Raw genomic sequence first — 26,335 nt, 5'->3', positions numbered from 1 at the left:
ATTATCATTTAAATTCATCTAAAACTATATTATTTGTATATTCAACTACTTAAATCTGAATAATTGCAATATTTAGTATTATTTACACATGCTAAGTAAAGACTAGGCAGTTCTGAAGCTAAAAAACCTAACGCATAGAAATACGTTAGGTTTTTAGTAATTAGTTCAACCTTTAAATATAAGCAGGTATTAGTATTTTAAACGCTCATACAATCCTGAGGCTCTTGATACGCTTTTGCTCATGGCTAATTGCAGTACTTTTTTATCGGCCACCAGCTCAAAGGTATTTTTTGCGCGTGTTATGCCTGTATATACCAGCTGCCTATTTACGCCCATACTTGCGTGTTTAAGTGGCGGTAAAACCATAGCGGTATAACTAAACTCCGAGCCCTGCGATTTATGTATGGTCATTACATACACTTTATCGTGAGCAGGTAGGCGTGCAGGCGAAAATGCCCGTACATTGTTTTGCTCATCAATAAACACTGCTTTTAATTGCCCATTGTCATCGGGCATTAAAATACCAATGTCTCCATTAAATAACTTAAGTTGATAATCGTTTTGGGTCACCATAATGGGCATGCCGCTGTAATGGCGTTGATTTGGGCTCACCGATATTAACCCTTGCTGCACAAGCGTGCGCTCAATGCGGTTATTTAAACTATTTACGCCGTAATCGCCCTCTCGCACCGCCGCCAATAATTGATATTGAGAAAATGCGGCATGCACATCAGCAACACCGGCCCCTTGAGCAACTAAATTTAAATAATGAGCGTAATGTTTAGCGGCTCTGTTTATTAATTTTTCTATGGGTTTTGCTATAAAGTCGTAATCTAAAATCACATCGTTAAAGCGCCCTTGTACGCTTTCTTGCTCAACATAGTTTAAAATACCGTTGTGGTTAGTATTAACTGCAAGGGCAAGTTGACCAATACCACTTTGTGCATCAAACCGGTAACTGTGTTGTAAAAACGCAATGCAATCGGCCAGCTTAAATTCGCTATGCCCGTGTGCCGCTAATTTGGCCTCTCCTTTAAAACATAATGCATTGAGCTCATCACATCGCGCTTGCGAGTAGTTAGGCGTTTCACCTAGTGCTAACCCTTGGCATAAATCACTCATTACACTGCCGGTATCTACCGAGGCAAGTTGGTCTTTATCGCCAAGTAATATTAAACGCGCATGCTCAGGCAGTGCTTCTATTAATTTAGCCATGAGTGATAAATCAACCATGCTGGCTTCATCAATAATCAGTACATCTAAATGCAGTGGGTTAGTGCGGTTATGCTTGAATTTATTGGTAAAGGGTTTAACCCCTAAAAGCCGGTGAATAGTTTGCGCACTATCGGGTATTAAGGCCTTTATATCCTCAGGAATAATTTCAAGCTTTTGTTTAGCCCCTAAAATTGATTCACTTAAACGTGCTGCGGCTTTACCTGTAGGCGCCACCAGCTTAATACTTAAAGGCGCGCTTTTATAAAGCGACTGCAAAATTGCCAACAGCTTTGTTACTGTGGTGGTTTTACCGGTCCCTGGCCCGCCTGTTATAACGCTAAAGCCTTTTGTTGCGGCAATTGCACAGGCCACTTTTTGCCAATCTACGGCAAGCGCTGAGTTATCTTTAAAGTAGTCACTTAATAGTTGGCTGAGTAACTGTGTATTTATATTTAAATGGCGCTCACTCATCGCGAGTAAACGCGTAGCTAAAGTATGTTCGTACTCAGCAAGGCGCGCAAAATAGAGCCGTTCGTTAAATAACTGTAAGGGCTTGCCCTCGCCCACACTGTTATGGGCGCTTAAACAGCTAAGCGCATCGAGGTAGCTAAAGGCTTCGTTAAAAGGCGATGTAATATTTGGTATATTGCCCTCAGTTTTAGTGAAGTCGCTTTGGCGTAAATTAAACGGGTTTTGCCAGTCGACTTCTTTTAATGTTAAACAGCTATGCTGGCTTTGCTGTGCTAAACACAGCAATAACACTATATAAAACACGTTGTTTTGCTGATTGTCACACAGCATTAAGGCAAGCTTTACATCTACCATTCTTATGCGTTTTTCATCTACTAAGTAGTCAAGCAACTCCACCGTATTTAACGGCTGTACCGGTGTTGGCGGCTCATCAAACAGGCTTTGCTGCATAGGGTAGTCGCTCATAACATGGCTCCTTGGCTAAATAAGCCATCTAATAGTGTGATTTGCTCTGCCGTAAGCTTATTAAAATACACCCCTTTGCCCGCCGGCATGCCGCGTAAAAAAGTATAATAAACCCCGCCTAAATGGGTTTCTATTGCATAATCACTAATGCGTTGTTTGAGTAAACGGTGCAGCGCAACAGTATAAATTAAATACTGTAAATGATACTGATGGCTATTCATGGCTTGCTCTAGTAGGTCGCTTTCATAGTCCGCGGGCGTATTACCTAAGTAGTTAGACTTATAATCTAAAATATAATACTTCCCTTGATAGCAAAAAATTAAATCTATAAATCCCTTTAGCAGGCCTTTTACATGAGAAAACTCGAGTTTGCTCTGGGTAAAACCAAAATGTTTAACCAGTATCTCATTAAGCTTTGGCGCGCTTAAACTATCTAATGGTAAATTAAATTCCATTTCGACTAGGCAATCTGCTGGGGCTAATTGGCTTAAGCTTAATCCCTCATTGTTCAAGGGGCAGGTTAACGAATCAAGCACCCATTGCTCGGTCACGTGTTGCCAGCTTTCGCTAATATGATATTTATCAAGCGCCTGTTTAACTACCTCTGCTAAATTTTGCTCTGGATTTGTAGGGTGTACTTGCGCGCTGGTAAAGTCTATTTGTTCAAAAATTTCATGTAAGCAACTACCAGGCTTTGCCCCCTTTGGAAAACTATAAGGTGAGGGTATTTCATCTTGGCTGTTAGCAAATTCATCCTTTTCGTGATCTTCATCGCTGCGCCCAGGCTCAATATGATCGGTGTGCTTTTTAAAGCTCAGCGCGCTAAAGCTGGTTGCTCGCCAATCTCGCTCTATGTTAGCTGTAACCGTATTAACCTTTAACGTTTGGCTTTGCTGCACTGCGTTATTAAGTGTTAACTGGCCTTGCTCGGCCAATTGCTCAGCCGTAAATTGCTGGTAATGCATTTCGGTGTGAGCGTCGCAAAATTCATTTAAGTGGGTGCGCCACGTTTGGCTACTTGTAAGCTCAAGCCCTGCAAATAGCACATGCCCTAATGCACTACTTTGTATAGCCAAGCGGCTGCTTTGCCCTTGCCCTATGTTATACACCCCAAGTGCACAAAAATGTACCGCGCGGGTAAGCGCAACATAAAGTAAGCGTAAGTCTTCAGCTAAGCGTTCTTGCTCGGCTTGTGCTAAGGCGTCTTCGTTGTTACTTAAATCGTAAACTAACTGGCCGTTTTGATGATAAAGCGCGTCTTTAGTTTCGCGATAACCACTGGCGAAAGGCATAAATACCAGCGGATATTCAAGCCCTTTTGAGGCATGCATAGTCACAATCTTAACTAAGTTGGCGTCACTCTCTAGGCGTACTTGCACAGCTTCGCCGTCTTGCTGGCTAACCTTTTGTGCAAACCAACGCAGTAAACGTAACGTGCCCTCTAGCTCTATTTGCTTTTGCTGCAGTATTTCACCTAAGTGTCTAAAGTCGGTTAACCAACGCTCAACGTTATAGCCAAGGCCTTGCCACTTAGCGCTCAGCTGATTATGACTTAACAAGCGCTCAAGCATGGCCATTGCGCCTTGCTTGTTCCAAATATGGCTAAGTTGCGCAAAAAAGTTTAAGTGCTCTTGCCATTTATTTTCATCATCAGCAAGGGCGTAAATTTCGTTATAGCTTAAACAAAATAATGGCCCTGCTAATACGCCGCGCAATAACGACTCGTTATATTGGCCATGCAGTGCCGTTAAAAAGTTAAGTAAATGATGGCTAAGCTCTTGGCTAAACACGCTATCGCGTGATAAATACACGCTAGCAATATTGGCATTGCTCAGTGCTTTTTTCATTATTTGCGCTTCTACACGGTCGCGCACCAATATACAAATATCGGCAGCTGTCACTTTATGCTCACCAATGCACGCTCGCCCTTGCGCGGCTTGTTCAAGCAGTGTCACTATTTTATTGGCAAAATAGCTGGCCAAATGCCCTTGCCCAACGCCTTTGCTGGTGGGTTTGCTTTTTTCATCTGCGGCTTCATCTACAAATACATTAAATTCAAACGCGGTGGCAGGTTTGCCATCTATTGTAAATGTTTCATCGGCTTTTTTGCCTTTTGCTGCTACTGCGTTAAACGGTATGGCATCGTTATAAATAAAGCTATTGGCATGTTTAGAAAACAAACTGTTTACACTGCTTACTATATCGGTGCTTGAGCGAAAATTAGTACCTAAAGTAAATTGCTGCTCAGGCTCTACCGACTCTTTTGCGCCAATATAGGTAAAAATATCTGCCCCCCTAAAGCCATAAATAGCCTGTTTTGGGTCACCTATCATGGCCAGTGTGGTGTTTTCTTGGCCGTATATTTTACTAAAAATGCCATACTGAATCGGATCGGTATCTTGAAACTCATCAATCATGGCAACAGGAAATAACTGCGCTATTTTTTGCGATAAAGCCTCGCCCTGCTCTGCATTTAAAGCACTGTGTAAATTCGTCAGTAAATCATCTGGGGTGATCACACTTTGCTCTTGCTTGCGTTTTACAATTGCCTGTTTAACCCATCGAGCTGCTGTTTGTACAACGGCAATTTTAAGGCCCTGATTAATTTTAGTATTAAGTGCGCCAAGCTCATCAAACAGGCTAAGCAGAGGGTGGCTAAATAACGGCTGATTTTTTTTATAATTACTGGCATCACTTAAGTTTTCGCTGCTCCATACCTCAAACGAGTATTTATTGGTGCCAAATTCAAAAAATAACTCATCGCCTAAACAAAACGCTTCCAGTGCCGCTAAACTGCCTTTTCGCCCAGGTGTTTTAGAACCACTTAAGCCCGAGCCCTTTATTGCAGCTATAAACTCTTGCTCTAGCACCGCTTTTTTAAATGCCGGCACTTTAGCAATGTACTCATCGCGAGCTTTAAATACATCATCTAAGTTTATTTGCGGCACTATGTTCGCATTGGCTTTATTTAGCACACTACTGACTTGGCTAAATAGCGATTCTGGGGCTGCAAACACCTCTAAAATAGCATCGGTGCGTTCTTTACTGAGGGGGTATACAAAGGCGCGCCAAAAATCCTTAATTGTGTCGAGTAGGATATCGCGCTCATCTAAAATAAACTCAAGGTTAAAGGCAACGCCTGATTCAAACGCATGTTGCTTTAACATGCGTTGGCAAAAGCCATGAATGGTAAATATAGCGGCTTCGTCCATAGATTTAGCCGCGGCATCGAGTAAATCAAAGGCACGGTGTTTATCATCTACTGCGGCTATTACACCTTCTATTAATTCATCGTTTGGGCTTTGACCAAGTAATGCATCGCGCGCAGCAATAATACGGCTGCGCACGCGGTCTTTAATTTCTTGTGTTGCAGCATCGGTAAAGGTAACTACAAGTATTTGCTCAACACTTAACGGGGTGTTTATCTGCCCTGGTATTTGCAAGCCTAATAAATAACGTAAATAAAGCCCGGTAATGGTGTAGGTTTTACCTGTTCCCGCACTGGCTTCTATTAAACTTTGCCCTTTTAACGGCATTGTTAGCGGATTAAGCGCTTGCATGGTCACTCTCCTTTGCATGGGCATGTAATGGGGAGAGTAATTTTTCGCTCCACTTAATAAATTCTTCTTGGCAGTCATTGAGCGATTGTACCGTTAAACGAATATACGGATTTTCGCCCTCGCCGCGCCCTATGTATTGTGGATTAAACTTGCTAATGGCTTTACCAATATCGCCACCACTTTTAACATATTCATAGCCACTTACCGGATAAAATGCCACCGGCTCTTTGCGCAACGCTTTATATAGTTCAAACCAATCACTGAGTAAGGCATCGGCCTCATTTTTACTCAACGGTGCAAAGCTAATTTGCTTATCGAGCCCCAGTAATAAGGTTTCTACATTTTGCTCCATACTTTGTGCAACAAGGTGATATATAAAGCCTTTAATTAAATCTTTGGCCTTTATGCTGGCACTTCGGTAAAACACTTGTTTTTGAAGGTAAATATGATTAAGCCAGCCCTCAATAGTAGTATTTTCTATGCGTAAAGACACCTCAAGCGGGTCGGTTTTGCCGCTTTTAATATGCTCTTTTACTTGCCCGGCTAATGCATCTACTCGGTGCGCCATGCTCTCATACACTAAATTGCCCACATTGGCTTGAGGCAGCTCCCCTCGTTGCAATATTTGCTCTGTACTTAAAGGTTGCTCATTAATGTTGGCCTCAAGTATTTCATCAAGGTAAAAATAACGGCGCAGCGCATCTAGACTAAAAGGCTCTTCATCTTTTGCTACTTCGCTAAATTCGGGTAGGCGTAAACCTAATGTTTGCTGGTAAAAGCTCTCTTGTGCGTTGCACACACTGCGAATAAATACATCAAGCTCTAATTGCACGGGCGCTGTTACATCAATGGCTGTTAGTGGCTGCGCGTCAATGCGCTCGCTTGGCAGCCAAATAGGATTAAAACTGTGGTTACTCAGCTTTGTATCGGCTTCAGTGTCTGCTGCGTAATACGCACGATTAAAAGGCTGTAAGTGCTGTTGATTAATTAAACACTCAGGCAACGTTTTTTCGCTGTCTTTTGTAAGCACAAAGCTGCGACCTATGTACTCTAAAAGCTCGCTTACTAAGGTCGAGGGCATACGCGGTTGGTTGTCATAACACGAACGGCCAATGTAACTTATGTATAAATTCTCACGGGCACTCAATAAAGCTTCTAAAAACAAGTAACGGTCATCTAATTTACGTGAACGGTCACCTTTTTGTTTTTTAGAATACGGCACTAAGTCAAACCCTATTGGCTGCACTGTACGTGGGTAGTCGGCATCGTTTAAGCCAAGCATACACACCACTTTAAACGGCACGGCGCGCATAGGCATTAGTGTACAAAAGTTAACTTGCCCCACTAAAAAGCGCTGCCCTACGCCTTTTTCTTGAATGCCTTGTTTTATCAGGTAGCTTACAATACGCTGCGAAACAGCTTGGTCGTAATCGCCATTATCATGGTGTTTTTTAAGTTCCTCTAAAACAGTTTGCAGTACCAGTAAGTCCCAACTGTCGTCGCCTTCGTTGTAATAAATAGCATTTATGAGCTCAGATAAAATATCCGCTTTATTACTAAGCGTATCATCAGGGGTTAGCTCATCTTTAAAGCGCTGCAGTACATCAATAAAATGCACTAGCTTATTAAGGGTATCAAGCGCCATGCCCTCTACTTCATCGGCACTGTAAATGCCGTTAAACGGGCATTGCTCGTCGCGCTGGGCTATGCCTAGCAGTAAGCGATTTAAACCATGCTGCCAGGTATTTAAATCTATTGCGGGTAAATCAAAGCTACTTTTGTGCTCAGCATTTATACCCCACTTTACGCCTACCCGCTCAAGCCAATATTGAATTTGCTCGTACTCGTGCGCTTCAAGGCCAAATTTTTCGGCAATTTGTGTTACTTGCAGTAAGTCGAGAATATCCGATACACCAAAACGCGAAAACGGCAAATTGGCCAAGCTGGCAAACGAGCTAAGCACAGGTTTTTCTTGCTCTATGGCTAAATCGGCCAAAGCATAAGGAATAAAGCGGCTGGTGTTTTGCGCGCCGCCAAATACCGCTTCAATATACGGGCTGTACGTACCCACATCGGGCATCATTACAATAATATCTTTAGGGGTGAGCGATGGGTTTTGATTAAACAAAGTAAGTAAATAATCGTGTAAGCGCTCAACTTCTCTAAGCGGTGTATGGCAATCACTTAGCGTAATACTGGTGTCGGTGTCGCTAATAGGCAGTTTACCCTCATTATTTATAAACCACTCTTTATTATCGGTAAGTGATTCGCCTTTAAATGCCAGTTGGTAAATCTCACTTTGAATTTGCCCTAGTAAACTATCGTCAAACGCATCTATAAAGCCATCAATCCAGCGCGCATCAAGTTGTACGAGTTGCTCAAAGTAATCGCGCCCTAGTTTTCCCCACGACGATAACAGCGGGTTACCTATAAAGTAGTATTCTTCGTCAGGGTTAGTTTGTTTTTTTTGCTGCGCTTCTAAAAGTGGCATTTTGGCGTATTTAGCCTTTATTTTGGCTGCTGTTTTTTCATCAACCACATCACCCCAATAGTGCTCACTTGGGTTAAAAAAGAACAAAAATACCTCTGTTTTTTTGCTCAGCGCTTCAAACACCTCAAGTTGTGAGCTGGCAATGGCCGATATGCCAAATAAACTAATGCGCTTAGGTAGTAAGCTATTATCCATATTCTCAAGGGCTGCAAGTAACTGCCCTTGCATGTTGGCACGATGAAATTGGCTTTGACCAAGTGCTTTACTGTGCGCCACCAGCTTTCGCCATAAATCGCTTTGCCACGGGGCAATGCTTACATCAACATCGTCAAGTTCATCTTTGCCGCTATCCCAGGTAGCAATCCAATGTGGGCGGTACATTAAATATTGGTCGTATACATCGGCAATTTTTTCACACAACGCAAAGGTTTTTTGCCCGTCTAGGTCGCCCTCTAAATACGTTTTTAACGGCAAATAAAGCGGCTCATTTATACAGCTGGGCAGTATTGTAAATAATTTCCAAGCAAGGTTTGGCTTATTAAATGCCGACTCTTTAGGCACATTGGGCAATAACTGTTGGTACAACTGCCATATAAAGCTCGATGGCAGCGGAAAATCAACCTGCGCGGCTATGCCTAGGTTTTCGCTTAAACCAATTTTTAGCCACTGTGACATACCCGGCGATTGCACTAATACCACTTCTTTATCGAATGGGCTTTGCAGCGGGTTTACTTTTAACAGCTGATTAAATTGAGCCTGCAGCGCTTCCATACGGTTTGATTGAATAATATTGAGCATACAACTGGAGTCCTTACTTGAAGTAAAACCAGTTTAAGATATTTTCATTTATAGGGGTAGCGCAATCAGTCAATTGGCACTAATAAATCAGCGAGTTAGCAGGTGGATTAAACACACAGCGTTAATTTTAATCACTGTGTGTTTTATTTATCAGGCCATTTTATTTATAAGGGCTAATGCTTGATAAGCTAAATGCGCTTTGCATAATCACTTTACCATCTATCCCTTTAAGCTTAAGTGAAATAGCGGGGTCGGCTTGCTGCCAATCTATGCTTAAATCGCCGTAATTCACATTGTGGGTGTAATCGCCAACGCGGTGTTTATTTGGGCTGACGTCTTTCCACTTTTCAGTAAGACCTGAGCTGGTCATTTCTATTAAAGGGTAATCAAGGTTTTGCTGATACTTTGATATTTCACCCCAGTGAGTATCGCCACTGATGATAATAACCCCATTCACTTGGTGTTTTTTAATTAACGCAAATAAACGGTTACGATCCTCTGGGAAGTTAGCCCACGATTCCCACCCTGTGAAATCGGGTAATAACTGTAAGCTTGAGGCAATTAGCTTTATAGCCGCAGGCTTTTTAAGCTCTTGCTCAAGCCATTGCCACTGCGCCTCTCCTAACATTGAGGCACCTTTCACCTCTGTTGGGCTATACGGGCCTTGGTTATTAAGCTTGCGCTTAGTGTAATATTCAAGCTCGCTTACGTGGTTAAGCGCATCACGGTTCCAGCGTAAATCGGGCATTATTACGTGTACGGTTTGCTCATCTTCACCATACATATACGAAGTGTAAATGCCGTCCGTGCGAGTGCGCCTGGGTGAGCGTTTAGGCTCGCCCCAAAAATCGAGCATAATTTGGCGAGATTGCTCTTTATGTGGATAGTCTTTACCAATATCGTTTTGACCAAAGTCGTGATCGTCCCACATCGCAATGATTGGGGTATTCGCTTTTAATGTTTTAAAGCCTGGTTTTGCACCTAATTTTTGGTACTTATTGGCAAGTACCGTCATATCGTTGGTGTCGCCGTAAATATTGTCACCTAAAAATATAAATAAATCGCCCTGCTCTTTATTAATGGTGTCAAATATTGGAATGTCTTTATCTTGATGCCCACACGAGCCAAATAAAATTTTTGAAGGGGCTGCCATAGTGTTTGCGCTAAACGCTACCCCGAATGCTAATACGGCGTGTGTAATAGGTTTTACTAACTGCTTCATTTTAAAATCTCGTTTCAGCCATACATTAGTTTTAACCTATGGCTATTAATAAAAAAAGCCCATCATTGATGGGCTTAAAACGGGTTTATTAGCTTAAAACGTAGCCGATAATGTCAGTGCTGCTGTACGTGGCGCACCAATAAAGTAAGTGCTGCCATTACCCGTACCACCGGCTAAATAACTTTTATCGGTAACGTTATAAACAACAAAGGCAACATCAATCGCTTTAAATGGCCCTGCGTTTATATCACTTGCGTAACCTGCGTTTAAATCAACCACAGTATAGCCATCAACTTCGCCGCGCTCACCGGTATATTTAGCCGATAAACCAAAGCGGAAATCGCCGCTAAAGTAATCGGTCGATAACACAAATAAGTCATCTACTGAGTCTATTACTTTTTCACCGGCTTCAAACCCGGGAGCATCGCCTTTGTACTGTGAGTCATTATTTGTGTAAGAGCTGTATATGCTCCATTGTGGGCTTAGCATATAACTTGCCGAAAGCTCTAAACCTTGTGATTCAATGCCTCCTACATTTAAGTAAGAGCCATTTGTACCAATAGTGTAATCAATACCGCCGGTATCACTGCCAGGGGCAATAAAGGTTATACGGTTATCAAACTCTATTGAGTATGCTGTTGCGGTAAGTTTTAAAGCGTTATTTTGATAACGTACACCTAAATCAATGTTTTCCGCAGTTTCTGGCTCTATGGCTGATAAATCAGAACTATCGCGCTCAAGTACACCGTCTTTAATAGCTGCAAAATTTTCGCTGTAGCTAGTAAATAGCTCAGTTGAGTTATTTAGCTGATACAAAATACCGCCACTGAACAACACATCAGAATCACTATTTACTTTAGCGGTTGTCGCATTTTGATAGTGGTCGTACTTTTCAATATCAACAAGGTACTTTTTAACACCTAAGTTAAGCGTAAAATCGCCAAGTGCCATTGAATCTTGCGCGTACCATTTTAGGGTGTCGGTTTCAAAGGTGTTTTTATACTGAGTCCAGTATGGTGTGCTATCAAAGTGATGATAAATACTGGCATTAATGACTTTGTGCCAATCACGAGACTCATCACGGTCGCTTTGCTCATACCAAAAACCGGCTTCTATGTCGTGCATACCAAACGTAGCTTGGTAGTTGGCAGTAACCCCTAAGCGGTCTTTTTTGTAATGCGTATGACGATACGACATAACAGGTATTGCGGTGTCGTCGTAACACGCCGGGTTTAAACCCGGGCCCGACTCCCACGGCCAGCTTAAGCTTGCTGTACAGCCTTCGTTTGGTGCCAGTGCATTTCCATCGCTATCAACAAAGCCGTAAGAGAGCGCATTAGTGCCGCCCTCTGTAGTTGGGTTGCCGTTTTCATCTACTGGGGTTGTTAAATACGGTGGGATCCAATCGCCACGGCCCGAGTTTTTATGATAATAAGGGCTCACTGTAATAAGTGATGTTGGCGAAAGTGCATATTCAAATTTTAAATACGCTAACGTATTTTCACGCAGTGTACCCCAGCCCTCGGCAAACATTTGGTCGTAATGTGGAATGCCGGTCCAGTCCCACGTTAGCTGATCCCACTCTGGCGTTTGCTCAAATTGCGCAAGGCTTACACTATTATAATTTGTCTCGCTTACATCATCGTAAGATAAACGCCCTGTAATGGTTAAATCTGTAAGCGTTGTCACAAATTTAAGCTCTGCGTGTTGGTTATCTTTTCCGCCGTTGCTACCCGAGCCAATCCAACGGCTAGTATCGGTTTGTGAATAACTTACATACGCTTGTGTATTATCAAAAATAGTACCGGTTTCATGCTTAACGTAATAACGGGTCGCATCGTGGCTACCTGAGGTGTAAGCAAAAGTGGTGCTGCTATCAAGGCTTGGCGCTTTACTTACAAAATTAAATGTACCGCCTAGCGCTTCAAGTGAGGCCGATTTAATATCTGAGGTGCCTTGGCCTACTTCTACTGTGGCTAGGTTTTCGGTATCTAGGTAACGGTTTGCTTTAGCGCCCCCGCCATAGTTTGAGCCACCGTTAGGAATACCATCAACGGTCATCCCTAATTGCTGTTGGTTTGAGTCAATACTAAAACCACGCATAGTAATAGTGGTAGACCAGTCATCGCCACCAAATGCATCGCCTTCATTTATGCTAATGCCAGGTAAGTTATCAATAACCGATAACACACTCGACACCGTTGTTTGTTGATCAAGCATTGCAGGCTCAATCACATTATTTGCGTAACTGGTTGGTTTAGCAGTAACGGTTATTTCTTCTATTTCGTTGTCATTTGCATAAGCTGACGTTGATACAGCCATAGCAATTGCTATGCTCAAAATCGATTTATTTGTTAAAGCGTACATTGTTGTCCCGTTTGGTTTTAATTATCTAAAGTAATTATGAAAGCGGGCACAGTATGGTTTCGTATTATTACAACAAAAATGAAGTTTATTGACAGAGGTGTTAAAAAATTGTGGGACTTTTATGGCTTTGTTATGTCATTTGTAAGTCAGCCTAAGCATAAATACCTAGGCTGATTTATATATAAATATTAAATTATTAGAAGAGTTTAGCTAACATTTCATCACTATAAGCAACAAGCTCTTCATTATTGGCCACTTTGCTAATGTAATCAGGGTTGGCAATAAATGGGCGACCAATCGCAATTAAATCAAACTTATCGTTGTTTATTGCTTGTTTTGCATCATCAAAACTGTAGCTGCCTACACCCACTAAGTTGGTTTTAGTGTTTGCGCGCAAATACTGCGAGGTTGTTTTACCTTCTAAAGAATCAAACTGGGTGCTGTCATCAAAAATACCACCATGAATATAGGCCAGTTTTTTCTCATCTAGCTGCGGTAATAAATAATCAAATACCGCTTTATCACGCTTATCTTCTTCCATATTAAAATAAGCCCCTGGCGATAACCTAATTGCAGTACGCTCGTTACCTACTGCATTAATAACCGCATCGGTCACTTCTATTGCAAAACGCGCCATATTTTCAGGTGTTTGCCCGTATTCATCTGTGCGTTCATTCGCAGCGTAATGTAAAAACTGATCAATTAAATAGCCATTAGCACCATGAATTTCTACCCCATCAAAGCCCGCTTCAATGGCGTTTTCGGCCGCTTTAGCAAAGTCGGCTATCAGTGAATTAATATCATCCTTTGTGGCCGCTTTTGGGGTAATGTAGGTTAGCTCACGCATACGTGGTACAGAGCCTTCAACACCAATTGCCGATGGCGCTAGTACGTCGCCGTCAAAAAAGTGAGGGTGAGCAACACGGCCAACATGCCAAAGCTGGGCAAACATTTTTCCGCCGTTTGCATGCACAGCGTCGGTTACTTTTTTCCAACCTTGAATCTGCTCACTGGTAAATAGTCCCGGTGTATTTGGGTAGCCTTGTGCATCTGGGCGAATAATCGTGGCTTCACTAATAATTAAACCGGCATCGGCACGGCGCGCATAATATTCAACCATATCTTGCGTCGGTACTAAATTGTCGTCAGCCATACAACGGGTTAAGGGCGCCATAAGTACACGGTTTTGAAGCTCGAGTGTGTCGTTTAGTTTAAACGGTGAAAGTAAATCTGTGGTCATTCTTTTCAATCCTTCTTTAAAGTATGTGTATGAGATGCGGCCTTTTCAATAACATTCAAGAGTTATTTTGAATGATCGCTCAAATTTATGAGAGCTTATACTGTTCAATCTTAAAATTAGATCTGCAAGGGTGAAATTAAATAATAACTTTTCAACACTCTGTCATATAACTCGATATACTGGTAACAGTAAAACTAAAGTAATAAAGAGTGAGCCAAGTATGACAACTGCAAATGCGACTGAAGAACAAACCCTAATTTTAGGGCTAGGGGCAAAAAAACGACTCGCTTTTATGTTTGAAACCGTACAGCAATACAAACAAGTATGGATTTTAAACGACGATGATGGCTGCGTAATGCTTGCCAACGAAGATGACGACTGTGTACCCGTGTGGCCAACCCGCGATTTTGCACAAGCTTGGGCCACGGGCGAATGGGAAGGCTGTACACCAAAGGCCATTCCGACTAAAGATTGGTTTAGCCGCTGGACACCCGGCCTTGAAGAAGACGACTTACTGATTGCGGTGTTCCCTACCGAAGATGACGACGGTACAGTGCTTTTTCCTGATGAATTTGAAAGCCAGTTAAAAATCCCTAAAAAGAGAAAGTACTAAGTAGCCAGTATCACGTTTTTTAATTTATAAACGCGGCCTAAAATAGCCGCGTTTTTTATATCTGCTTTCTAAAATTTAAATAAGCCTCGGTTATAGCCTTGGCATCTTCTATTTGTGGGTAGTGCCCAAGCTCAACAAACCCTTGTACGCGCGCATTAGGTATTGTTTTTTTATAGTGCTCAAGCATGTGTTTACCCGATATAGGGTCTTGCTCACCTGCAATAAACGTAATCGGTATATCGCTATTAATCATTGCCCCAACCCAGCGCTGTTCGTTTTGTTGTCGCTGTGTAATATATTTAATTAGCTTGGGCATCACTCGTAAACCATTGTTATAAATTAACAACGCCCAGAAGGTATTAATTACCATAGGGGCTGGTGGTGTATTTTTGCCAAAAATAGTGATTAAATTTTTAGCAAACTTTTGTTTGCTCATTAGCTTAGGTACTAGCCAACCAAGTTTTGAAAGTAGCAGCTTTTGTATAAATAAGGGTTTGTGTACTTGTGGAAATAGCCCACCATTTAAATAGCATACACTGTGTATACGTATTTCACTTTGAGCAGCAACTTGCCTTGCTAATAGCTCTTGCGCCACGGTATCACCATAATCGTGGGCTAGTATGTGTACATCGGTAATATTTAAACGCTTTAAAAATTGCGTGTATAAATCAGCCTGCTCTGTAATTTTATAAGTCGCGTTTATTGGTTTATCCGAAAGCCCAAAACCCAGCATATCAAGTGTTACTAAAAAGTAGTGTTTTATTAGCTCATCCCACATGCCTTCCCAGTCCCAGCTTGCACTTGGAAAGCCGTGAATTAAAAGTAGCGCGGGGTTATTTGCATCCCCCGCTGTTTTAGTAAAAATTTGATTGGCATTTATATCAATAAACTGCCCGTTTGTTTGCCACTGCGAAAGCGTATACATAGCCTGCACCCCATTACTTTTATTATTGTAATGGTTAGTTTTATCACAGTGAGCTTAAGTGTCACTAAAAATAAAAAGCCGATATTGAACATAAATATCGGCTTTTGGGTAAAATTTAATTCATCAATTTAAAGTACTAACGCGCCATAAATATTGGAAGTGTGGAGTTTGCAAGCATGTAGTTAGTCATACCACCAAAAATTTGTTCGTGAATACGCCTATGCGTAAATGCCCCCATTACCACTAAATCAGCATTATGCATTTGCGCTACTGACATAAACGCTTTAGCGGTTGATTGCCTGCCATTATTAAAAGTTACAAACTCACTTTTAATATTGTGCTGGGCTAAATATTTAACCACTTCATGGCCGTTTGGCATTTTATCGGCACTGCTGGCACTGGTACAAATAACCACTTTTTCTGCTTGTTTCAACAATGGTAGGCTGTAGTTAAGCGCACGCGACGCCTCTGTACTTGCGTTCCAACCAATCACCACTGTTTTTATATCAAAGTGGGTCATTTGCCTAGGTACCAGCAATATAGGTTTACCACTTCGCATAACCGATGCTTCAAAGGTCGAGGTTGATTTACCACTTTTAGACTGCGGAATAATAATTAGATCAGCAACCTTACCTTGCTCTGCAATTACCTCGCTACGCAAGCCTAAGTTAATATGCCATGTTGCGCTTGGGTGCATGGGATGCTCGGCGCTATCATTGCTGTATTTAACGTGTAGCTGTGTGCATAAATCAACAAATTCAGCTTTTAAATTCGCCGATTCGGTTGTCGCGAAGCGCCCGGCTACAGAGTCTAGCTCTTGTACTAATTCAGAGGGTAAACCAAGCTGCCCTGTTGGTAAAAAACGTTTTGGGTCTAGGTGCGTGTGAAAAACATCAAGGTGCGCATTAAAATACTTAGCAATAGCTAAGCCTCCTTTTAAACGCTCTGTAACGTGTCCACTTGTAGAAAGTGGCATTAAAATAAGCTTAGGTGAAATCATAACTATGTCCTTCTTAAGCGGCTTTTAGGGTGCCAAGTTAAAAAACGTGTTGAGCATTAATGCCCAACACGTCAACCTTCAAAGCGCTGTAAAGCTTGCCACTTCTTGCAAGTAGCCTGTGGGTAAGTCTAATACCATAAAGTGCGATAGGGTCAGTAAAAATGCTAACGCGCAGGTGGTAAGCGTTAATGTTCTAACAATCGAAATGCGCGCTTTTACCAGTAAAAATATAATAAAAAACAGCGCTATAGAAATCACATAACCAACTAAAAAACACCCAGCAAGTAAACCACAGAGCCAAAATACATAATGCCAAAGGCCGGTTACGCTTGAGTCGTTTACATACCCTGCGGATACTTCGTTATCGTAATTTACCGCGTCATCTACTTTATTTAGCAAAAGCGTTATAAGCACAACACCTGAGAGTATTAACATGAACGAGCACACCACCGCGGGGAAGATGCCACCTAAAAATGAGCGTTGGAACGAGTCATACAAACCGTATGCAAACACCAAACAAATCAAGCCAGAAAACGCAATTTGTGGTTTTAGGTTAGTTGGTTTTACCTCGGCACTAGCCGTATTTTTATTGGCTTTTTCTTTTTTAGCGGCCTTGATTGAGTGACGCGCTGCAAAGAAAATAGAAAGCACAGTTAAAGCACCAATAATAATAACGCCCGGTTTTAATAAAAACTCTATGCCGTCAAACTGAATAGCTTGATAAAGGTAAGTTTCCATGCCGCTTGCTAGTACAAAACCAATTAAAAATGCAGGTCGTGGCCAGCCAAAACGTTTCATTAAAACACCTAAAATACCAATGCCTATAAGTGCTACTAAATCGCCTAAATCGCGCGTTGCCTGAAACGCTGCAAAAAAGATCACCATCACCATAAAAGGGGCCATTAGCGTATAAGGAATAGTGGTTACTTTTGCAACCCATTTAGAGATAAGTAAGCACGCGCCCGCGCCAATTACATTAGCAAGTGCAAGTGACCACACAATTGTGTAGGTAACATCAAGGTCGGTGGTGATCATCGCAGGGCCAGGCTCTAGACCAATAAGCACCATGCCACCTAAAAATACAGCCATGCTGCCAGAGCCGGGAATACCAAATAGTAAGGTAGGAATTAAGCCTCCGCCTTCTTTAGCATTATTAGATGACTCAGGCGCAATAACACCGCGAATATCGCCTTTACCAAAGTTTTCGGTGTCTTTAGAGGTTTGCACTGCATGACCATAAGAGATCCAATCTACCACACTGCCACCAAGGCCTGGTAATGCGCCAACAACACAGCCAATAGCAGCACAACGTGTTGCTAACCATTTATTTTTAACAACATCTTTTACGCCTTCAAACCAACCGCTACCTAGCTCAGAGGCTTCTGAAATAGAGCGATTTTGACGCAGTAAATCAATAATTTCTGGTAATGCAAAAATACCTAAACCAACAACCACTAACGGAATTCCATCCATTAAATAACCGTTATCAAATACCATACGGTATTCACCTGTTGCAGGTGCGCCGCCAAGAGACCCTAAACATAACCCTAAACCACAGGCGCTTAAGCCTTTTACCAGGCTATTACCCGCAAGTACGCCTACCATGCTTAAACCTAGCAAAGTCAGCATAAATAATTCGGCCGAGCCAAATGCTAAAATAACGGGACGGGCAATCAGTACAAACAGCGTTAAAATAATTGCGCCAAAAAGGCCACCAAATAACGATGAGGCAAACGCCGCTGAAAGCGCGCGTGCTGCTTGGCCCTTTTTAGAAAGAGGAAAGCCGTCAAGCACGGTTGCCTGAGAGCCACTTGAGCCTGGGATGCCCATTAATACCGAGGTGAAGGTGTCAGAGGTGGGAATAACAGCGACTAAGCCAATAAGCATCGCAAGTGCTGAAATGGGGTCCATACCATATAAAAATGGCAGTAATAACGATAAACCCGCTATGCCGCCTAAACCCGGAAAAATACCAATCAGCAAGCCTAAAAAAACGCCGCCGCATAAATACATTAAGTGTGTTGGGGTAAGAATAGTTTGTAGCGCAATTAAAAATGCATCTAACATACTGCTCTCCTTAGGTTAAAAAAGTGGCTCACGAATGCGAGCCACTTTGTGTACAACAAATCAACAAGGCTTATTAAAAGCGCGCGTTGTAGTTTTCTGTAAGGTAATTTCTTACCCATTGCTTGTCAGTTTCAGAAATTGTAAGTGCTGAATTAAGTGTGTTTACCGCATCTTCGTGTACAAGTTGCGGGTATTGGCCAAGTACTAGCTCAGACTCTTCTTGAAAGTTGTCTTGATCAATTACGCGTTGAGCTGCACTGCGCCAAGATGCAATAACGTCATCAGGTGTGCCTTTTGGTAAAAACAGGCCTTTTTGCGCTGCAAAGCCCGCTACAAAAAAGGTTTTCCATACGTTGTATTCCACGCCCGTTGGCTTTTTGCCGTGGATCATTTCGTATACTTCGCCTACGTGTGGTAAGTCAGGAAATGTTGGGTCGCGAACAATTTTGCCTTCTTTATTAAGTACACCAAACGACATAAGTGGAATGGCTTTGCCTTCATCAACGAGTGGTTGTACTTTTTTTAAGTAGGCAGAGGTAGTTTGAAAGTCGATATCCACCTCGCCACGTTCAAACGATAAACGGGCGCTGCCACGGCCTTTCATACCAAAAATGGCGTGTATGTCTAAATCAAGCATGTCGAAGGCTAATAAACCCACTAAGTCCATTGATGCTGCACGTTGGCTACCAAATTTAAGTTTTTGACCTTGTAATTTTGCAAGCTCTGATGCGTTTTTAATACCAAGCTCTGGGCGCACATATACTACCGCCCCCGTCGGTGTGGCCATAATGAAATTCCAGCGTTTTACATCGTATCTAACGCGCGAGTCACCTAGTAAGTAAGGAATTTGCGTAGAGGCAGAAGTACTAAATACATTTAAACCATTAGCCTTACCTCGGCGCTCAAACCGGTTAGCGCCTTTAGTTGAGCCACCACCTGGAATATTTTTAACCACAACCACAGGCTTGCCATTTAAGTGCTGAGAAAAACGCGGGCCAAAAAAACGAGCCCATGTGTCAGAGCCGCCACCTTCTTTAAAAGGCACAACCCACTCTACTCGCTCACCATCAAAGCTTACTTCGTCGTTATTGTTTGCATAAGCTGAGCTGATACAAGTGCTTGCTGCTAACACAACAAGCATTGCTTTTAGTCGATTAGGTGCAAAAGTACCAAATGTAATCTTCATAATTTGACCTCTGTTATTCGCTGCAATTATTTAAATAGGTCCTAATAACGTCATTGCATCTATTACGTAGATGAAAGTATTTCGTTAAAAGAAGTTAACAACAGCTAGACTAATAGCCGAAACTGTCATCTACCTGTCATCGATGCCAAACTATCCATTAATTTAAAATTATTTATAAGCTATTGTTTTTAAATGCATTTACTTTTAATTATTTTTAATAAGGGTATAAAAAATGCGATAACAGACAATCTGTTATCGCATTTAAGGTTGGTGCACTAAGGCTCTATACCAATTTAGCTTAGTTAAATGAGCTATTTTTAGGTTGGTATAAGTTAAGCAATTTTACTTTCATCCCATACTTTTGCAGGTATGTGTACTTCGCCTTTAAATAACATTCTGGCAGTGCGCATTAACCCTGCCGATTTTATATCGAGTGTATTGTTCTCAAAGCTACCCTCTAGGAGTAAATCAATTTTACCGCTGGGGTGTTCAACCACAATACTTTGCTGATTTGAGGTTTGTGGGGTGATCAAATCGTACGCCACACTACCTGGCAACATACAACTTACACTCACACAAATTGCACCAGTTACCGAATGGCTGGTATGGCAATTTTGCGGCACAAAATAGCGCGAGGTAATTGTACCGCCAAATTGTGGAACCGACAGTAAACCGACTTTTGGAATCACTTTTCCGGTGGCATCCCCTAGGCCCATTTTTAATGAAGCTTGCAAACGAATGCTTTCAATTTTTTGCAGTAACTCGCTGTTTGCATCAAGCTCTTGTTTAGTTTCAGAGCCTTTTACACCCAGTGATTGCGCCGGTATTAGTACCATTGGCATGGCAGCATCTACACAACTAACCTCTACGCCATCAAAGGTATCGCGGGCAGAGCCTGTAGGCAAAAGCTCGCCTGTTTTTGTGCCACACACATCAAAAAACTTCAGCAAAATAGGGGCACCCGAGCCTGGCACGCCATCAATGGTGGCATCGCCTTCGTACTCAACAAAACCGTTAGGCGTTTGTACTACAACCTCAATAAGCGTGTTTGTATTTACGTTTTTTACTCTTACTCTTGTTTCGCCATCATTTGCTGTTACTAGACCGTACTCAATAGCTAAAGGCGCAGCACCGGATAAAATATTACCGCACGAAGGCGTTATATCTACTTCATTTTGCTCAATTGAGACTTGCGCAAATAAGTAGTCAATATCGGCATCAGGGTCGGTTGAGCGCGAAATAATAGCCGCCTTACTGGTAAGCGAATTACCACCACCTACACCATTTACTTGTAGCGGGTCGCCTGAGCCCATTGCTGCCGTTAAAATTTCTTTGCGTTTTTCCCACTCTCTAGGTAAATCGTTGGCTAAAAAATAAGTCCCGCGAGACGTTCCGCCACGCATAATGACACAAGGTATTTTTTTTTGAATAGTCATAATAATCCAGCTTCTAATTCAATTTAAATGAGCAGAAATGGGTTAGTTATTACTTAAAATAACCACGCACTCTTGCACTTGCTCTTGTTTGCTTTGCAAAGATTGAGGGGCAAAATTAGTATTACTTGCAGTCCCTGTAGCTGCTGTCACTTGATTGCTATTAGCACGAAAGTGAACCGCTCTCGGCATCGGTTTTAACTGAGATGTAGTAAGTGATGAATTCATAATTTCGCCCTATCAATGCAATAAAAAACACGTAACGCCGTTATAAAAACGTTGCCCTTTTTTTAAGAATAAGGAGCCAAACTGTCACTAACCTGTCACGAATTGAAAATTGATTAAAAAAGTAACTATTATAAAAACTAAAAAGCGCGCACCATTTGCATGGTGCGCGCTAAAACCTGTCGAAGGGTTATTTAAAACTTAATGGTGTAATCTACATAAACACGGTGATCGGCTCTATCGCCTTTTACACCATCAACACTGCCAGTTTCATCTGTGGTGTAATCTAAAAATAACCAGCGTAGGCTTAAGCCCTTAATTGTGGCTACTTTATAGCGTGTATCAATTGCCCAGTACTTTTCATCGGCTGTACCACCAGCCTTACCAAGGGCCGAATTTTCTGCATCGCTGCCGCTGGTGTAATAAAATTTTGTGGTTAAACCTGGTGCCACTGCTTTTAGGTCAACGCCTAAGCGAGCCTGCCAGGTTGACTCATTTTGGTTTGTTAAATCTGCGCCAATTAATGAACGAGTGGGAAACGGGTTAGTCCCGTGATCGCCACTAAAATTATCTTCAATCCAGGCATCGTTCACCTTGGTAAATGCGGCGCCTAGTGTCCAAATATCTTTTTTCCAATTCGCATCTAGGTAGTAGGCAAAGCCATCGTTTTCACTTTTAGTAACGCCTGAAACCGCACCGAGTGCATCTTCATCATCTAAATCGCCCCCCTCTGCGCCGGTTACAAATAAATCACCATCGTCTTGTGAGGTAAATACGCCGCTTGAAAGGGTTAACTTACTTTGATCGAGCTTAATAGCGTAGCTGCCTTTAAGCCCAAACTTTGATAAGTAATCGTGAGAATTTAAATACTCCGCGTCTATTTTTAGCGCCTCTTTTTTGTAGCTTGCGCCCACCCCCCAAATTACACTAATCGCGCCTTTGTCTGACTGATCGGTAGAAAAATCTTCCCATTTGTCATCGTGGCGGCGGCTCCACTTATCGTAGGCGTAACCATATACTTTGGTATTACCAAACTTGTAGTCACCAAATACTCCTCTAAACGTATTTGGAATTGCGCGGCTACCCGAGCTTTTTAACAGCATGCTTTTGGTTTTTTGCCCGCCTATTTTTACATGGCCATTATTGCCAAGTTTAACGTCGATAAAATATTGACCAAATTTAGAAAAGCTATCGTCAACGCCGCCTTTTTCATCCCCTGCAGGTAAAATATTATTTTGTGCGCTGCCGGTTGAGTTGTAATTAAGTACAGTATAATTAGAGACACCCATGCTAATTAAGTCATTAAAATAGCCCGATTGATAATTGAGCTCTATACCTTGTGCAAAGGTTGAGTCGTCACTGGCGTCGTTGTCGTAATCGCGGTCAAAGAAAATTGACCTTAGCTTAATATTAAATTCGTCTTGCTCTGTAAGCCCATTAAAAGAAGCATACGAAGGAAGTGAAACACAAGTTAACATTGCGCCTGTTACTGCAAATATTTTAGAGAACCGTTGAGCCATAGTTATCTCCGCTACCTTGTTTAATTAAATTTATAGTTGTGTGTAGTGCGTATCAGCGTATTCATGTTGCAATCTACAGGGCAAACCTGTCACAAACCTGTCACAAGATAATTACATTTTAGGCAATTGTATTTTTTAGCTATTAAGCTAAAACTATAGCTTATCTTGTTATAAAGGAAGGTATTTGCGTATTGTAAACTTAGCAGTAATTGTTTAGTGTCTGCACAACTTAAAATGATATTTTTTTAATTGCGACTTTGCAGGTGTGCTTAATGAGAATTTTAGCAGTTGAAGATGACGAAGTATTAGGAGAAGCAATTTGCCAACGTTTCACTAAAATGGGCCAAGGTATAGATCTTGTAACCAGTGGTGATGTGGCTAATTCGCTGTTAAAACGCCATAAGTACGACCTTATTTTGCTTGATTTAAACTTACCCAATTTAAACGGTGAACAAATTTTAAAAAAGCTCAGGGCTCGCTCATCAAATACGCCTGTATTAATTTTAACGGCGCGTGCCCAAGTTGAGCACCGTATAGAATTACTCGACTTAGGCGCCGACGACTACCTGACAAAACCCTTTGATTTTGGCGAATTAGAAGCCCGTTGCCGCGCTCTACTTAGGCGTAACCAAGGCTTAGGTAAAGACATTATTAGTTATGGCAATCTCGATTTTGACCGAAAATCATGCACGGTCACTATTGCTAAAGAGCTTATTGATTTAAAGCAACGCGAATTTAGATTACTCGAAATATTTTTAACTCATCAAGGTAAAGTGCTTAATAAAGATGAGTTACTCGATCACTTATATTCGTTTGACGACTCACCTAGCCCTAACGCCATAGAAACCTACGTAGCAAGGCTTCGTAAAAAGCTGGTAAATAGCAGTGTCGATATAAAAACACTGCGCGGTTTAGGCTACCTTTTAGCACAGTGTAATGAATAGCAAAACCCTCCCCTCTATTCGCCGACAGCTACTTACAATAACCATTACTCTAATGGTTATAATCACACTTATTACCTATTTTATGGCTAATAATTACAGTAAAAACGCCGCCCAAATTTCATACGATAGGCTACTTGCCAGTGCTGCTTTACAAATATTTGAAAATACCCACATTGATTACCACGAAATTATTGTTGATTTACCCAGCGCTACATTCGAAACTCTTTCGATGGCCTCAAATGACAGATTGGTGTATCAAATAACGCAAAATCAAGGGGAGCACTTAACCGGCTACAAAGGCTTATACCAACACATTTTGCAAAAAGCCAACACTCAGTGGCAACGTACAGAGTATGACCCGCGAGATAACCTACTGATACAATTTTGGGAAGGTGATTACAAAGGCGAAAACTATCGCTTTATTTTACTCTCAGATAAGCTTTATGAAGTGGGTGAATCGTTCGATGTAAATATTTTAATAGGCCAAACAACCCAAGCGCGCGATCAGCTCGCCTATGAAATGAATTTAAATGTTATACAAATGGTTATTTTGACTTTCGCAATCGCAATAGTGCTTATATTGCTGGGAGTGAATCAAATTTTGCGCCCTATTTACAGTATAAATAAAAAAATACGCAAACGTTCGCCTACTGACTTACGCCCGATTGACATGTCAGTTCCTAAAGAAATGGCCGATTTAGTGTCAACCATTAACCATTTTATATCACAATTAGAAGTCTCGCTTAATCATTTAAAACGCTTTACCGGCGAAGTGGCCCATCAAATAAGAACGCCCCTTGCAGGCCTTAAAAGCCAAGCGCAAAATGCCATTGAAGAAAGCGATGAAAAAATAAGAACAGAGCAGTTAAATCGTGTTTTATACTCAACAGATTTACTCGACAGCACCGTGACCCAACTGTTAAACCAAGCAACCCTTGCGCATCGTTTTCATAGCCAGCCATTAATAACGCTTTCGTTGCCGGAGCTGGTAAAGTCTGTGTGTAGAGATGTTGCGGTATCGGCGATTCAACGTGGCGTGATCATCACATATCAGGGTGATGATAACTTAATGATTAGTGGCGATTCGTTTGCACTTAGCCAAATGCTACGCAACATTTTAGAAAACGCGATTAAATTTAGCCCGCAAAATAAAGAAGTAAATGTGTCTACCGAGCTTCATAGTACAGATAGTGGTTACATAGCCCGTTTATGTGTGGCTGATCAAGGTGTAGGTGTACCCGATGCGCAAAAACAACATGTGTTTGAACGCTTTTACAAAAGTAAAGGCGACCCACGTGCTGGCAGTGGTTTGGGATTAAGTATTGCAAAGGAGGTGGCAGAACATCATAAAGCAGAGATTAAACTGCTTGATAACACCCCGTCAGGGCTTATTTTTGAAATAAACTTTCCGCTCATGCTAACAGAGGACGAACATTGAAATTTTTATCGCTGATTTATATTGCCGTTGTTTTTACGTGCTTTGTAGGCTCGCCATTCGTTGCTGCAAAAACTCCTTTAGTATTTCCTGCACAAAGCGAAAACAAGTCAGTACTAAAAATATATGGCGGCGCCGATAAAATGGAAATTGCCCCTTTTTTATCGGCCTTTCAAAAAAAGTACCCATTTGTACAAGTTGATTATTATGAGCTGAGTACCTTCGAAGTGTATAGCGAATTTTTAGCCGACGTTAATAACCCGCCCGACGTTTTATTAAGTTCAGCAATGAATTTACAAGTAAAGCTAGTTAACGATGGCTACGCACAGCCTTACAGCTCTGAGCAAACAAAGAAACTCCCCGCATGGGCTAAATGGCGCAATGAAGTGTTTGGCTTTACTTATGAAACCGCGGTAATTGCATTTAATAAAGAATTTTTAGGTGAAGAGGTCGCACCAAGTAGCCGCAACGAATTACTTGAACTCATACGTAGGCGTAGTGACAAAATTAAAGGCCGAATTGGCATTTACGATATTACTCAGGTGGGTATAGGCTATTTGCTGTGGGCTCATGACCGCGAGCAAAGCTCCAGCTATGGCCGAATGCTTGAATCGTTTGGCTATCACAGTACGCGTGTATTTAGACGCAGCGCCGACATACTCAAGGCCCTTTCAACGGGTGAGCTCACTGTTGGCTATAACATATTAAGCTCTTATGCGCGCACCTGGGCGGCGCAGCACCCTAATATTATTGTAGTGCAACCTAAAGACTACACCTCGGTTATTATGCGCAGCGCCATAATTCCTAAACACGCAAAAAATGTTATTGGCGCACAACTATTTATTGATTATTTAGTGTCTGTACAAGGGCAAACAGACATGGCTAATTTTACTAACTTTGAACCAATAAATAACGAAGTAAGAACTAAACAAAAACACTTACTTGATATATCAGAAGGTCAGCTGCGCCCTGTCCCCCTCGGCATAGAAATATTAGTGATAGACGATCAGATGAAGCGCCAAATAATCATTCAAGAATGGGAAAACGCGTTATTTGAGTACCAATAAGCCAATGGGCTTAAAAAGTACGTCTGGCTAATTGTTAATATTTAAGTCTAAGACTTTTCGCTCCCTACAGGGTTCCTAAAGAATTTAACTA

At 41.8% G+C, this 26,335-nt stretch carries 17 protein-coding genes; 4 read left to right on the top strand and 13 right to left on the bottom strand.

Annotation, left to right across the window (positions count from 1 at the left end):
* Nucleotides 1-189: 189 nt before the first annotated feature.
* The 6 genes from recD to WDB87_RS07630 form a co-directional block, all read right to left on the bottom strand.
* Complete coding sequence (gene recD, locus WDB87_RS07655; RefSeq protein WP_443197904.1) at nt 190-2,151, bottom strand: exodeoxyribonuclease V subunit alpha; 1,962 nt, start codon at nt 2,149-2,151, stop codon at nt 190-192.
* Nucleotides 2,148-5,711: an exodeoxyribonuclease V subunit beta gene (gene recB / locus WDB87_RS07650; RefSeq protein ID WP_337849509.1), complete on the bottom strand. Its 3,564-nt coding sequence runs from the start codon at nt 5,709-5,711 to the stop codon at nt 2,148-2,150. The genes recD and recB overlap by 4 nt, the downstream gene beginning before the upstream one ends.
* Nucleotides 5,698-9,000, bottom strand: coding sequence for an exodeoxyribonuclease V subunit gamma (gene recC, locus WDB87_RS07645; RefSeq protein ID WP_337849508.1), 3,303 nt, complete (start codon nt 8,998-9,000; stop codon nt 5,698-5,700). Before recC ends, recB begins: the two co-directional genes overlap by 14 nt.
* Nucleotides 9,001-9,160: 160 nt before the next feature.
* Nucleotides 9,161-10,222: an alkaline phosphatase D family protein gene (locus WDB87_RS07640; RefSeq protein ID WP_337849507.1), complete on the bottom strand. Its 1,062-nt coding sequence runs from the start codon at nt 10,220-10,222 to the stop codon at nt 9,161-9,163.
* Nucleotides 10,223-10,315: 93 nt separating this feature from the next.
* Nucleotides 10,316-12,589, bottom strand: coding sequence for a TonB-dependent receptor domain-containing protein (locus WDB87_RS07635; RefSeq protein WP_337849506.1), 2,274 nt, complete (start codon nt 12,587-12,589; stop codon nt 10,316-10,318).
* A gap of 196 nt (nt 12,590-12,785) precedes the next feature.
* Nucleotides 12,786-13,829, bottom strand: coding sequence for an alkene reductase (locus tag WDB87_RS07630; RefSeq protein WP_286246977.1), 1,044 nt, complete (start codon nt 13,827-13,829; stop codon nt 12,786-12,788).
* A gap of 220 nt (nt 13,830-14,049) precedes the next feature.
* Between WDB87_RS07630 and WDB87_RS07625 the strand changes: the two genes are divergently transcribed.
* Nucleotides 14,050-14,442, top strand: coding sequence for a DUF2750 domain-containing protein (locus WDB87_RS07625; RefSeq protein ID WP_337849505.1), 393 nt, complete (start codon nt 14,050-14,052; stop codon nt 14,440-14,442).
* A 55-nt stretch (nt 14,443-14,497) separates the two neighbouring features.
* Here the strand turns inward: WDB87_RS07625 and WDB87_RS07620 are convergent, their stop codons facing one another.
* The 7 genes from WDB87_RS07620 to WDB87_RS07590 all read right to left on the bottom strand — a co-directional run bounded on the left by WDB87_RS07620 (nt 14,498) and on the right by WDB87_RS07590 (nt 22,798).
* Nucleotides 14,498-15,367, bottom strand: a complete 870-nt coding sequence (locus WDB87_RS07620; protein WP_337849504.1) for an alpha/beta fold hydrolase — start codon at nt 15,365-15,367, stop codon at nt 14,498-14,500.
* Between the two features lie 136 nt (nt 15,368-15,503).
* On the bottom strand, nt 15,504-16,367 hold the full coding sequence (locus WDB87_RS07615) for a universal stress protein (protein WP_337849503.1): 864 nt from the start codon (nt 16,365-16,367) through the stop codon (nt 15,504-15,506).
* A 78-nt stretch (nt 16,368-16,445) separates the two neighbouring features.
* Complete coding sequence (locus tag WDB87_RS07610) at nt 16,446-18,434, bottom strand: tripartite tricarboxylate transporter permease (RefSeq protein ID WP_337849502.1); 1,989 nt, start codon at nt 18,432-18,434, stop codon at nt 16,446-16,448.
* A 73-nt stretch (nt 18,435-18,507) separates the two neighbouring features.
* On the bottom strand, nt 18,508-19,620 hold the full coding sequence (locus WDB87_RS07605; RefSeq protein WP_337849501.1) for a Bug family tripartite tricarboxylate transporter substrate binding protein: 1,113 nt from the start codon (nt 19,618-19,620) through the stop codon (nt 18,508-18,510).
* Between the two features lie 332 nt (nt 19,621-19,952).
* On the bottom strand, nt 19,953-21,056 hold the full coding sequence (locus tag WDB87_RS07600; protein WP_286246965.1) for a 4-oxalomesaconate tautomerase: 1,104 nt from the start codon (nt 21,054-21,056) through the stop codon (nt 19,953-19,955).
* 42 nt (nt 21,057-21,098) lie between these two features.
* Nucleotides 21,099-21,281 (bottom strand): hypothetical protein, encoded by a 183-nt coding sequence (locus tag WDB87_RS07595; RefSeq protein ID WP_286246963.1) that lies wholly within the window; start codon nt 21,279-21,281, stop codon nt 21,099-21,101.
* A gap of 191 nt (nt 21,282-21,472) precedes the next feature.
* On the bottom strand, nt 21,473-22,798 hold the full coding sequence (locus WDB87_RS07590; protein WP_337849500.1) for an OprD family outer membrane porin: 1,326 nt from the start codon (nt 22,796-22,798) through the stop codon (nt 21,473-21,475).
* Between the two features lie 272 nt (nt 22,799-23,070).
* Here WDB87_RS07590 and WDB87_RS07585 point away from each other — a divergent pair, with 272 nt between their 5' ends.
* The 3 genes from WDB87_RS07585 to WDB87_RS07575 are packed head-to-tail and all read left to right on the top strand — an operon-like array spanning nt 23,071 to nt 26,244.
* Nucleotides 23,071-23,742: a response regulator transcription factor gene (locus tag WDB87_RS07585; RefSeq protein ID WP_286246959.1), complete on the top strand. Its 672-nt coding sequence runs from the start codon at nt 23,071-23,073 to the stop codon at nt 23,740-23,742.
* On the top strand, nt 23,735-25,180 hold the full coding sequence (locus tag WDB87_RS07580; protein ID WP_055015689.1) for a sensor histidine kinase: 1,446 nt from the start codon (nt 23,735-23,737) through the stop codon (nt 25,178-25,180). Before WDB87_RS07585 ends, WDB87_RS07580 begins: the two co-directional genes overlap by 8 nt.
* On the top strand, nt 25,177-26,244 hold the full coding sequence (locus WDB87_RS07575; protein WP_337849499.1) for an ABC transporter substrate-binding protein: 1,068 nt from the start codon (nt 25,177-25,179) through the stop codon (nt 26,242-26,244). Before WDB87_RS07580 ends, WDB87_RS07575 begins: the two co-directional genes overlap by 4 nt.
* Nucleotides 26,245-26,335 lie beyond the last annotated feature (91 nt).

Origin of the sequence: Pseudoalteromonas sp. C12FD-1, from assembly GCF_037414265.1 — a bacterium.
Lineage (GTDB): Bacteria > Pseudomonadota > Gammaproteobacteria > Enterobacterales > Alteromonadaceae > Pseudoalteromonas.
The sequence above is the reverse complement of the archived record's forward strand: the minus strand, read 5'-3'. Positions and strand labels throughout refer to the sequence as shown.

Coding starts and splice junctions, on each gene's coding strand:
- recD (WP_443197904.1), bottom strand. CDS start 2,151: ATGAGCGACTACCCTATGCAGCAAAGCCTGTTTGATGAGCCGCCAACA.
- WDB87_RS07625 (WP_337849505.1), top strand. CDS start 14,050: ATGACAACTGCAAATGCGACTGAAGAACAAACCCTAATTTTAGGGCTA.
- WDB87_RS07635 (WP_337849506.1), bottom strand. CDS start 12,589: ATGTACGCTTTAACAAATAAATCGATTTTGAGCATAGCAATTGCTATG.
- WDB87_RS07615 (WP_337849503.1), bottom strand. CDS start 16,367: ATGATTTCACCTAAGCTTATTTTAATGCCACTTTCTACAAGTGGACAC.
- WDB87_RS07640 (WP_337849507.1), bottom strand. CDS start 10,222: ATGAAGCAGTTAGTAAAACCTATTACACACGCCGTATTAGCATTCGGG.
- WDB87_RS07585 (WP_286246959.1), top strand. CDS start 23,071: ATGAGAATTTTAGCAGTTGAAGATGACGAAGTATTAGGAGAAGCAATT.
- recB (WP_337849509.1), bottom strand. CDS start 5,711: ATGCAAGCGCTTAATCCGCTAACAATGCCGTTAAAAGGGCAAAGTTTA.
- WDB87_RS07595 (WP_286246963.1), bottom strand. CDS start 21,281: ATGAATTCATCACTTACTACATCTCAGTTAAAACCGATGCCGAGAGCG.
- WDB87_RS07600 (WP_286246965.1), bottom strand. CDS start 21,056: ATGACTATTCAAAAAAAAATACCTTGTGTCATTATGCGTGGCGGAACG.
- WDB87_RS07610 (WP_337849502.1), bottom strand. CDS start 18,434: ATGTTAGATGCATTTTTAATTGCGCTACAAACTATTCTTACCCCAACA.
- WDB87_RS07620 (WP_337849504.1), bottom strand. CDS start 15,367: ATGTATACGCTTTCGCAGTGGCAAACAAACGGGCAGTTTATTGATATA.
- WDB87_RS07605 (WP_337849501.1), bottom strand. CDS start 19,620: ATGAAGATTACATTTGGTACTTTTGCACCTAATCGACTAAAAGCAATG.
- recC (WP_337849508.1), bottom strand. CDS start 9,000: ATGCTCAATATTATTCAATCAAACCGTATGGAAGCGCTGCAGGCTCAA.
- WDB87_RS07590 (WP_337849500.1), bottom strand. CDS start 22,798: ATGGCTCAACGGTTCTCTAAAATATTTGCAGTAACAGGCGCAATGTTA.
- WDB87_RS07580 (WP_055015689.1), top strand. CDS start 23,735: ATGAATAGCAAAACCCTCCCCTCTATTCGCCGACAGCTACTTACAATA.
- WDB87_RS07630 (WP_286246977.1), bottom strand. CDS start 13,829: ATGACCACAGATTTACTTTCACCGTTTAAACTAAACGACACACTCGAG.